The organism is Nocardioides albidus (genome assembly GCF_006335005.1).
In the GTDB taxonomy this organism is placed as follows: Bacteria; Actinomycetota; Actinomycetes; order Propionibacteriales; family Nocardioidaceae; genus Nocardioides; species Nocardioides albidus.
Window position 1 is genome coordinate 180905 of record NZ_VDMP01000025.1, and the last position, 8966, is coordinate 189870.

The following is an 8966-nucleotide window of genomic DNA, read 5'->3' on the forward strand; positions in this document are numbered from 1 at the left end:
ATCGGTAGATGCAGGCTGAGCGCCGATCCGAGCCGGTCGCCCACCGCGAGGCGCAGCGGGTGCTCGTCACCCTCTGCGTCACGGTGACGATCGCGTACGGCGTCCTGTACTACGCGTTCACCGTCCTGGCGCCCGGCATCGCCGACGACACCGGCTGGTCGCTGACCGCGGTCACGGCGTCGTTCTCGGCGGGGAGCGTGGTCGGCGCGGTGGGCGGGATCCTCGTCGGCCGGGTCCTGCAGGAGCACGGACCGCGCTGGATCATGACCGGCGGCAGCGTCGTCGGCGCCGGCGCGGTCGGCGTGATCGCGACGGCGCCCTCGCTGCCCGTGTTCTTCCTCGGCTGGCTGGTGGCGGGGGCGGCGAGCGCCGGCGTCTTCTATCCGCCGGCGTTCGCCGCGCTGACCCAGTGGTTCGGCACCCGGCGGGTGCGCGCGATCACCACGCTCACCTTGGTGGCGGGGTTCGCGTCGACCGTCTTCGGTCCGCTGACGGCAGAGCTGGGCGAGGAGCTCGGCTGGCGCGCGACCTATCTCGTCCTGGGTGCGCTGCTCCTCGTCACCACCGCGCCCGCCCACGCCGTCGCCCTGCGGCTGCCCTGGCACTCGGCCCCCGCCGCACACGGCGCCCACGACCAGACCGACCGCGCCGTCGTACGCAGCCGGACCTTCGTCCTGCTGGCCGCCTCCGGTGCGCTCACCTCGCTGGTCATGTACGCCTCGCTGGTCCATCTCGTGCCGCTCCTGCTCGATCGCGGCATGAGCGTGCACCTGGCCGCCTGGGCGCTCGGGCTGGGCGGCGCCGGCCAGGTCGCGGGCCGCCTGCTCTATCCCGTGCTCGACCGCCGGCTCGCACCGAACCCCCGCGCCGCGGCGGTGATCGTCGTCCTCGCGGCGATGATGCTGGCGCTCGCGGCCGTCCCCGGACCGGTCCCGCTGCTGATCGGGCTGTCGATCGTCGCCGGCGCCGCCCGCGGCCTGTTCACCCTCGTCGGAGCCACCGTGGTGAGCGATCACTGGGGACCGGAGCGGTACGCCGCGCTCAACGGGACCTACAACGCGCCGCTCGGCGTCGCGGCGGCGCTGGCCCCGGCGTTCGGCGCCGCGGTGGCGTCCTGGGCCGGCGGCTACACCAGCCTCTTCGTGGTGCTGGGCGGGCTCGGCCTGCTCGCTGCCGCGCTCGCGGTCGCCGCCGGCGGCCCAGGCTCGGGAACAGGCTCGGGAACAGGCTCGAGATCGGGCTCAGGCGGTCGGCAGGAGCGGGACGAGATGGGCCACCCGGCGGTCGAGCTCGCCGACGGCAGCGTCGAAGGCCGCTGTCGTGCCGACCGCGACCGGGTCGGGGACCGACCAGTGGACCTGTGAGCGCGATCCGAGCTCCTCGTGGGCGCGGTCGCACACGGTGACGACCAGGTCGTCCGGCGCCGGGTGCACGGCGTCGAGGTGCCGCGGGGACACGTCGGGCAGGTCGAGGTCGTGGCGGCGGGCCGCGGCGAGAGCACCGCGGGCGATGCGCTCCGCGGGATGGGTGCCCGCCGAGGCGACCGGGAGTCGACTCGCGCGGCGCCACAGCGCGGCGGCCAGGTGGGACCGCGCGGTGTTGGCGGTGCAGACGAAGACCACCCGCGCGGGCGTCGCCAGCGACGCGTCGGCCGGCGTCACCTCAGCCGCGACGAGCCGCCAGTAGCTGCGCCGGCCGTCCCCCTCGGAGCGGTGCCGCTCGATCAGCCCCGCGGCCTCCAGGGTCCCGAGGTGGTGGGCGAGCAGGTTCGACGGCGTGCCGAGTCCGGCGGCGAGCTCGGACGACGCGGCATCGCCGACGGCGAGCAGGTCGACGATCCGCAGCCGGGTGGGGTCGGCGAGTGCGGCGTGGACCCGCACCCGGCGGTCGACCGACCCTGTTTGCTCAATGTTCATTGCCTCAAGTTTGACTGAGCAATCCTCGCCAGGTCAACATGTCCGCTGTGACCCCTGCCCCGCTGCCGCGCCGCCTGCTGGCCGAGTTCGTCGGCACCGCGCTCCTCGTCGCCGTGGTGGTCGGCTCCGGCATCGCCGCCGCGACCCTGTCCCCCGGCGACGTCGGCCTCCAGCTGCTCGAGAACTCCACCGCGACCGTGCTCGGCCTGACCGTCCTGATCCTGTGGCTCGGCCCGGTGTCCGGCGCGCACTTCAACCCGGTGGTCTCGCTCGCGGACTGGTTCCTCGGCCGGCGCTCGGCTGCGGGGCTGTCCCTGCCCGACGTCGCGGCGTACGCCGTCGCCCAGGTCGGCGGCGGGATCGCCGGCGCCGTCCTCGCCAACGCGATGTTCGAGGTCGGGCCCGGCCTCTCGACCACGGACCGGGTGAGCGGCGGCCACCTGGTCGCCGAGGTCGTGGCGACCGCGGGACTGGTCGCGCTGATCTTCGCCCTGGCCCGCACCGGTCGGGGCGCCCTCGCCGCGCCCGCCGTCGGCGCCTACATCGGGGCGGCGTACTGGTTCACCAGCTCCACGTCGTTCGCCAACCCGGCCGTGACCGTGGGCCGGGTCTTCAGCGACACCTTCGCCGGCATCGCCCCCGGCTCCGTCCCGGCGTTCGTCGCCATGCAGGTCGTCGGCCTCGGGGTCGGCGTCGTGCTCACCCTCGCCCTCTATCCCGACGCCGGCGAGGTCGCCGACGACGTCGTCGTCCCCCACGCCACCGACCGACCGGAGGAGATCCGATGACCACACCGACCGTGCTCTTCGTCTGCGTCCACAACGCCGGGCGCTCGCAGATGGCCGCCGGCTGGCTGCAGCACCTCGCCGGCGACCGGATCGAGGTCCTCTCCGCCGGCTCGCAGCCCGCCGACCGGATCAACCCGGTCGCGGTCGCCGCGATGGCCGAGGAGGGCATCGACATCGCCGCCGAGCAGCCGAAGGTGCTCACCGACTCGGCCGTGCAGGAGGCCGACGTCGTGATCACCATGGGCTGCGGCGACGAGTGCCCCTTCTACCCCGGCAAGCGCTACGAGGACTGGGTCCTCGAGGACCCCGCCGGCCAGGGCATCGAGGCCGTCCGTCCGATCCGCGACGAGATCCGCCGCCGGGTCGAGACGCTGGTGGCCGAGCTCACCGGCTAGGCCCACCTCGGCGCGTGGTCCTTGTCGACCAGCACCGCCCGCACCCCCTCGAGGAAGTCGGGGCTGCGCATCATCCGGTTCGCGGTGGCCAGCTCCGCGCGCAGGCACTCCTCGAGCGAGCGTCCGCGCCCCTCGACGAGAAGCCGGTCGGTCACCTCGAGACTGGACGGCGACGCCGCGGCCAGCGCGGCCGCGGTCTCGCCCGCCCAGGCGGCCACCGGACCGGTGCCGTCGGCGAGGCGGTCCAGGCGCGCGCGGATGGTGGCGAGGTCGGGGGCGCTGAACACCCACTCCAGCTCCGGGCGCACCGGCGCGAGAGCGCCCGCCTCACCCGGCCGGGCCGGCGCGAGCTCGCGCAGCAACTGCTCCAGCGGGCCGTCGTACGACGCGATCAGCTCGGGCAGCCGCGCCAGGTCGGAGGACGAGCAGGCGTGGGTGGCGAGACCGAGCGCGAGGGCGTCGGCAGCGCCGATCCGGGCGCCGGTGAGGCCGAGATAGCGACCGGTGTGTCCGGGCAGGCGCGGCAGGAAGTGCGATCCGCCGACGTCGGGGAAGAAGCCGATCTTCGTCTCCGGCATCGCGAAGGAGGCCTCGGGTGAGACCACGACGAAGGTGCCGTGCACCGACAGGCCCATCCCGCCGCCCAGGCACAGCCCGCCGACGAGAGCCACGACCGGGACGGGATAGCTCCCGAGGAGCGCGTTGACGGCGTACTCCGTCTCGAAGAAGCGTCGGCTCTCGTCGTACCGCCCGGCCAGCGAGTTCTCCCGGACCCGGCGGATGTCGCCGCCGGCGCAGAACGCCCGCTCGGAGGCGCTCTCCACGACCACGGCGCGCAGGCCGGCGTCACGCCAGTCCTCGAGCGCGGCGTGGATCCGCTCGACCATGCCGAGGGTGATCGCGTTCAGCGCACGCGGGCGGTCGAGCACGATCCGCCCCACAGGGCCGAGGCGCTCGACCCGCACCTCGGCCCGCGCGTCGGTCTGCGCGTCGGTCTGTCCGTCGTCGACCTGCTGCATGGGGCCGAGTCTCCCAGTGCGAGGCTGGACCCCGTGAACGGGGAGCAGCTGGCCGCGTGGCTCGAGGAGCTGGGACTGGCCGACCATCTCGAGGGCGCCGGGCTGCCGTCCTTCGAGCGCGACCTCGGCGGTGTCGCGCGCTGGCGCGACCCCGGCACGGGGGCGCCCCTCACCGACGACCAGCTCGCCGACCTCGATCGCGTGCTCCACCAGGACGGCGACGACCCGGCGCACGCGGTCCCGCTCGGGCTCGTGCAGCTGCGCCGCCGCGCCGCCGTCCGCACGGCACTGCTCGCCTCACCCACGCACAGCTACGCGAGCCTCGCCCGGCTGCGCGGGGTGTCGGAGAACGCGGCACGGTTCGCGGTCCACAAGGCCGCCGAGCGGCACGCCCTGCTCCTGGTCGCGTACGACGGCGGCGTGCTCGTGCCCGCCTTCCAGCTCACCGATGACGGGGAGCTGCGCCCGGAGCTGGCGGCGATCCTCGAGCCGCTGCTGTCCTCGGGGATGGAGCCGTGGCAGGTGTGGGCCTGGCTCACCCAGCCCGCCGGACTGCTCGGCGGACAGATCCCCCACGAGGCCGCCCGCGACGAGGGCGAGGCAGGGATCGTGCGCCACGCCGCCGTCCGGCTGGCGGAGCGAGCCCGAGACTGACCACCACGCTCGTCCAGAGCGTCTGCTGAGCCCGTTCTGAGCCTGGTCAGCCGTCGATGAGCGCGGCCAGCCCGTCCAGCGTGCGGGCCAGGCCGAAGCGCCAGGACCGGTCGGCGCTCCAGGCGCTGCCCTGGGCCGCACCGGCCGCGGCCCCGACGCGCACCGCACGCGGGTAGGTCTCCGGGTCGAGGGCGCGCGCGAGGATCGGCTGGTTCGCCGCCCACCACTCGGCGTCGCTCATCGCGCTGTCGGTCGTCGCCCGCGCGGCGTCGTGCGCCGCGCGGCCGTGCGCCTGGACGAAGCCGAGCAGATAGGTGAGCGCGGCGTCGGTGTCGACGTCGCTCAGCCCGGTGCCGTCGAGGGCCGCAAGCTCGTGCTCGTACTTCGCCATCACGCCGGGGCCGAGCGGTGGGCGGCTGAGCGCGGCGACCTCCGTCAGCCAGGGGTGGGCCCGGAGCAGGTCGCGGTTGCTCTCGGCCACGCGGGTGAGCCTCGTGCGCCAGGAGCGGCTGCGCCAGGCGGGCCGCGGCATCGTCAGGTGGACGGCGTCGACCATGAGGTCGAGGAGCTCGGGCTTGCCGGGCACGTAGGTGTAGACCGACATCGCCGAGATGCCGACCCGCTCGGCCACGGCGCGGGTCGTGACGGCGGCCAGGCCGTGCTCGTCGGCGAGCGCGAGGGCGGCGGTGACCAGCTGCTCGACGCTCACCGAGCGGCCGGGGCCCTTGCGCCGCGGCCCTGCGGAGGGATCCCCCCACAGCAGGGCCAGGGTCCGGCTCGGCTCGCCGCCGCCCGTGCTCGCCCCGCTCATGGCTGCAGTCTGCCACATCTGAATTGTACGTCGTACACTGTACGGCGTATAATGAACGACCTCATCCACCCGACCACCAGGAGCCACGTGAACATCACCGCAAGCGCCGTCTCGCTCAACGTCGCCGACGTCGAGTCCTCCGCCGCCTGGGCGCAGCGCCACCTCGGGTTCAACGAGGCCATGTCCGCCGACGGGTTCTGCTCGTTGGAGCACCCGGACGCCGCGATCAACCTGATCTATCTGCGCACCGGGCTCGGCTCCTTCAAGCCGGCGTCCGCCGCGGGTCCGGCCGACGGACTGCTCGTCGTGTTCACCGTCGACGACATCGACACCGAGTACGCCCGCCTCCGCGACGAGGGCGTCGAGATCGTGACCCCCATCGAGACCGAGCCGTGGGGCGAGCGCTACTTCCAGATGGCCGACCCCAACGGCGTGATCTTCCAGCTCGTCCAGTGGGTCGCGCCGACCGACCCGCAGTACGCCGGCTGACCGCGCCGGGCCGCGACCGCCTGAATCGGCGCGGCCGGGGTACCGAGAAGGCCCACCATCGACGCAAGGGGGGTCACATGAGAGGCACCGGCATCGGCGCGATCCTGATCGTGATCTGGCTGATCTTCGGAGTCCTGGCCGCCGTGCAACGCGGCTACTTCAGCGACGACCGCGACGTGAACTGCAAGACCTTCAGCGACACCGCGCTGACCGTCGTCGCTGGTCCGCTCAACTACTTCGGGGTGAACCCGAAGGTGCAGTGCGACACCGAGCCCTCGAAGTGAGCCGGGTGGCTCAGAAGTAGCCGCCCGGACGCTCGGCGGTGTCGCCGGGGCGGTAGCCGGCCTGCCAGTCGGTGACCGTGCTGCGCGCGTCGAGATCGATGTCGGGGTTGGCGCGGATGAACTCGTGCACCACGCGCTCCGGGTCGACCCGTTCGCGGTCGACGATCAGCCGGCCGTAGGCGACCAGCTCGCGCACCGTGAAGGTCCGGAACCCGTCGCGCCCCTGCACCTGGGCGCCCGAACCGTAGGAGGCGCCACCGTAGCCCTGAGCCCGAGTCATGAGGGCCACGCTACCTCCGGGGGTCGAGGCGCTCGTACCCCCGTCCGGGTGCGATGGCTCACCAGAACCGTCCCCCGGCGGGGACGTACGGCGCCGGCTCACAGGCCGGCGAGCAGATCCCGCATCCGGTCGACCTCGGCGCCCTGGCCGATCACGATCTCGTTGGCGATCTCGGTGGCCTGCACGTCGGTCCCGGCGGTCGCGACCGCGTCGGCCATGGCGATCGCACCCTCGTGGTGCTGGATCATCCCGGTGAGGAAGAGCCGGTCGAACTCGGCGCCGTGGGCCGCCTCGAGCTCGTCCATCTGCTCGTCGGTCAGCATGCCGTGCATCGCGGCGTGCCCGTGCTCGCCGTGGTCGAAGTCGGCGGGGTCGTCCTGCGCCGACGGTACGGCGAGCTCGCGCTCGCTCAACCAGGCCGCCATGGTGAGGATCTCGGGTCGCTGCGCCGCGAGGATCCGGCGGGCGAGGGCCTTCACCTGGGGCGAGCGGGCCCGCTGCGGAGCGAGCTCCGACATCGTCAGCGCCTGCGCGTGGTGCGGGATCATCATCTGCATGAACGCCACGTCGTCGTGGGCCGCGTCCGCGTGCTCCGCGGTGGCTCCGGGCTCGAGCGTCGAGGCCGCCTCGCCGGGCCCCCCGGGCTGGACGACGACCGCGGATGAACCGTCCTGACCGTTCCCGCGCCCGCCGTCCTCGTCGCTCTCCTTGGCGAGGCATCCGCTGAGGGCGAGCGCGAGGACGAGCGCGACGACGCAGAAGGCAGGGGACAGCGACCGAGGCCGGATCCGAGACACGAAGAACTCTCCTTACAAAAGGCTTGTGACCCGGCTCACCTTAGGCCAGCATCAGGACCGGATCAGCATCCACCAACATTCTCGGGAGTGAACATGGCGATCCCTGTCCCTCTGCGTCTGCGCAGGCTCGGCGTCACCACGCTGAGCGTCGTGGCCCTCGGCATCGCGGCAGTGAGCCTGCCCGCCGGAGCCCACGACGACGACCACGGCGCGGCCGGTCCGTGCCCACCCGGCCAGCAACGGGCCAACGAGCGGGCGGGCGACAACTTCGCCCTCGCCTGCCTGCCCGGCCTCGACATCGCGAAGCTGGACGACCGGGCCGCCGTGCTCGCGCCCGGCGAGATCGAGAAGAGCGCCAACATCGAGCTCCTCGCGAACATCCCGAAGTCCGGGCCGTTCGCCGGCGAGTCGTCCTTCGAGACCGACCTCGCCTTCCAGGGCGACTACGCCTTCCAGGGCAACTACGACGGCCTCTCGGTCTACGACATCCGCAAGCCCCACAAGCCGCAGCTCGTCACCCAGGTCCTCTGCCCCGGCTCGCAGAACGACATCTCGGTCCTCGGCGACCTCCTCGTCCTCAGCGTCGACTCCAGCCGCAGCAACGACACCTGCTCCAACGTGCCGCAGTCGGCGACGATCAAGGAGTCGTGGGAGGGCATCCGCGTCTTCGACATCAGCGAGCCGACCGCCCCGGAGTACGTCGCCTCGGTGGAGACCGCGTGCGGCTCGCACACCCACACGCTCGCCCCGTCGAAGGACGGCAGGGACGTCTACGTCTACGTCTCGTCGTACTCCCCCAACGTCAACTTCCCCGACTGCCAGCCGCCGCACGACCAGATCAGCGTGGTGAAGGTCCCCGTGGCCGCGCCGCAGGACGCCGCGGTCGTCAGCGAGCCGGTGCTCTTCCCGGCCGAGGAGGGCGGCGGCAACCCGCCGGGCGGCTACTCGCGGGAGACCTCGGGCTGCCACGACCTGACGGCCTACCCGAGCAAGGACGTGATGGCCGGCGCCTGCATGGGCGACGGCATCCTGGTCGACATCTCCGACCGCGAGAGCCCGGTGGTGACCGAGCAGGTCCGCGACACCGAGAACTTCGCCTTCTGGCACTCCGCGACCTTCAACAACGCCGGCACCAAGGTCGTCTTCACCGACGAGCTCGGCGGCGGCGGCGGGCCGACGTGCAACCCGACCATCGGGGCGCAGAAGGGCGCCGACGGCATCTACGACATCGTCGGTGGCCAGCTCGAGTTCCGGTCCTACTTCAAGATCCCGCGGACCCAGGCCAACACCGAGAACTGCGTGGCGCACAACGGCTCGCTGATCCCGGTCGCCGGTCGCGACATCATGGTCCAGGCCTGGTACCAGGGCGGGATCTCGGTGTGGGACTTCACCGACTCGGCGAACCCGAAGGAGATCGCGTTCTTCGACCGCGGCCCGCTGTCGACCGATCGGCTGATCCTCGGCGGCTCGTGGTCGGCGTACTGGTACAACGGCCACATCTACTCCAGCGACATCCAGCAGGGCTTCGACGTG

Annotated in this window: 11 protein-coding genes and 1 pseudogene; 7 read left to right on the plus strand and 5 right to left on the minus strand. The window is 72.9% G+C overall.

The features are described 5' to 3' along the window. Positions 1 to 8 precede the first annotated feature (8 nt). Positions 9 to 1175, plus strand: a pseudogene (locus tag FHP29_RS22750) (MFS transporter); the annotation flags it as partial. 66 nt (positions 1176 to 1241) lie between these two features. Here the strand turns inward: FHP29_RS22750 and FHP29_RS22240 are convergent. Further along, positions 1242 to 1916 (minus strand): metalloregulator ArsR/SmtB family transcription factor, encoded by a 675-nt coding sequence (locus FHP29_RS22240; RefSeq protein ID WP_139623494.1) that lies wholly within the window; start codon positions 1914 to 1916, stop codon positions 1242 to 1244. 47 nt (positions 1917 to 1963) lie between these two features. On the opposite strand from FHP29_RS22240, the gene FHP29_RS14035 reads away from it, so the two are divergent. Then, positions 1964 to 2704 carry an aquaporin gene (locus tag FHP29_RS14035; protein ID WP_420813422.1) on the plus strand — a complete coding sequence of 247 codons (741 nt, stop codon included), beginning with the start codon at positions 1964 to 1966 and terminating at the stop codon, positions 2702 to 2704. Continuing rightward, on the plus strand, positions 2701 to 3099 hold the full coding sequence (locus FHP29_RS14040; RefSeq protein ID WP_139623496.1) for an arsenate reductase ArsC: 399 nt from the start codon (positions 2701 to 2703) through the stop codon (positions 3097 to 3099). Before FHP29_RS14035 ends, FHP29_RS14040 begins: the two co-directional genes overlap by 4 nt. Here the strand turns inward: FHP29_RS14040 and FHP29_RS14045 are convergent. Then, a complete protein-coding gene (locus FHP29_RS14045) occupies positions 3096 to 4118 on the minus strand; it encodes an enoyl-CoA hydratase/isomerase family protein (RefSeq protein WP_139623497.1) in 1023 nt (340 codons plus the stop codon). The genes FHP29_RS14040 and FHP29_RS14045 overlap by 4 nt on opposite strands. Before the next feature lie 33 nt (positions 4119 to 4151). Here FHP29_RS14045 and FHP29_RS14050 point away from each other — a divergent pair, with 33 nt between their 5' ends. Continuing rightward, positions 4152 to 4772, plus strand: coding sequence for a hypothetical protein (locus FHP29_RS14050; protein WP_139623498.1), 621 nt, complete (start codon positions 4152 to 4154; stop codon positions 4770 to 4772). Positions 4773 to 4818: 46 nt separating this feature from the next. Here FHP29_RS14050 and FHP29_RS14055 read toward each other — a convergent pair whose 3' ends face one another. Continuing rightward, positions 4819 to 5583, minus strand: coding sequence for a TetR/AcrR family transcriptional regulator (locus FHP29_RS14055; RefSeq protein ID WP_139623499.1), 765 nt, complete (start codon positions 5581 to 5583; stop codon positions 4819 to 4821). Between the two features lie 87 nt (positions 5584 to 5670). On the opposite strand from FHP29_RS14055, the gene FHP29_RS14060 reads away from it, so the two are divergent. Both FHP29_RS14060 and FHP29_RS14065 read left to right on the plus strand, forming a co-directional pair. Further along, entirely contained in the window at positions 5671 to 6072 is a 402-nt protein-coding gene (locus tag FHP29_RS14060; protein ID WP_139623500.1) for a VOC family protein, read from the plus strand. Between the two features lie 77 nt (positions 6073 to 6149). After that, positions 6150 to 6356, plus strand: coding sequence for a hypothetical protein (locus tag FHP29_RS14065; RefSeq protein ID WP_139623501.1), 207 nt, complete (start codon positions 6150 to 6152; stop codon positions 6354 to 6356). Between the two features lie 10 nt (positions 6357 to 6366). Here the strand turns inward: FHP29_RS14065 and FHP29_RS14070 are convergent, their stop codons facing one another. After that, positions 6367 to 6636, minus strand: a complete 270-nt coding sequence (locus FHP29_RS14070; protein ID WP_139623502.1) for a hypothetical protein — start codon at positions 6634 to 6636, stop codon at positions 6367 to 6369. A 98-nt stretch (positions 6637 to 6734) separates the two neighbouring features. Continuing rightward, the gene (locus FHP29_RS14075) at positions 6735 to 7433 is read right to left on the minus strand and encodes a DUF305 domain-containing protein (protein ID WP_139623503.1); all 699 of its coding nucleotides are present in this window, start codon (positions 7431 to 7433) and stop codon (positions 6735 to 6737) included. Positions 7434 to 7526: 93 nt separating this feature from the next. On the opposite strand from FHP29_RS14075, the gene FHP29_RS14080 reads away from it, so the two are divergent. Further along, positions 7527 to 8966 (plus strand): LVIVD repeat-containing protein (locus tag FHP29_RS14080; RefSeq protein WP_139623800.1); only part of this gene is annotated, 1440 nt, incomplete at its 3' end.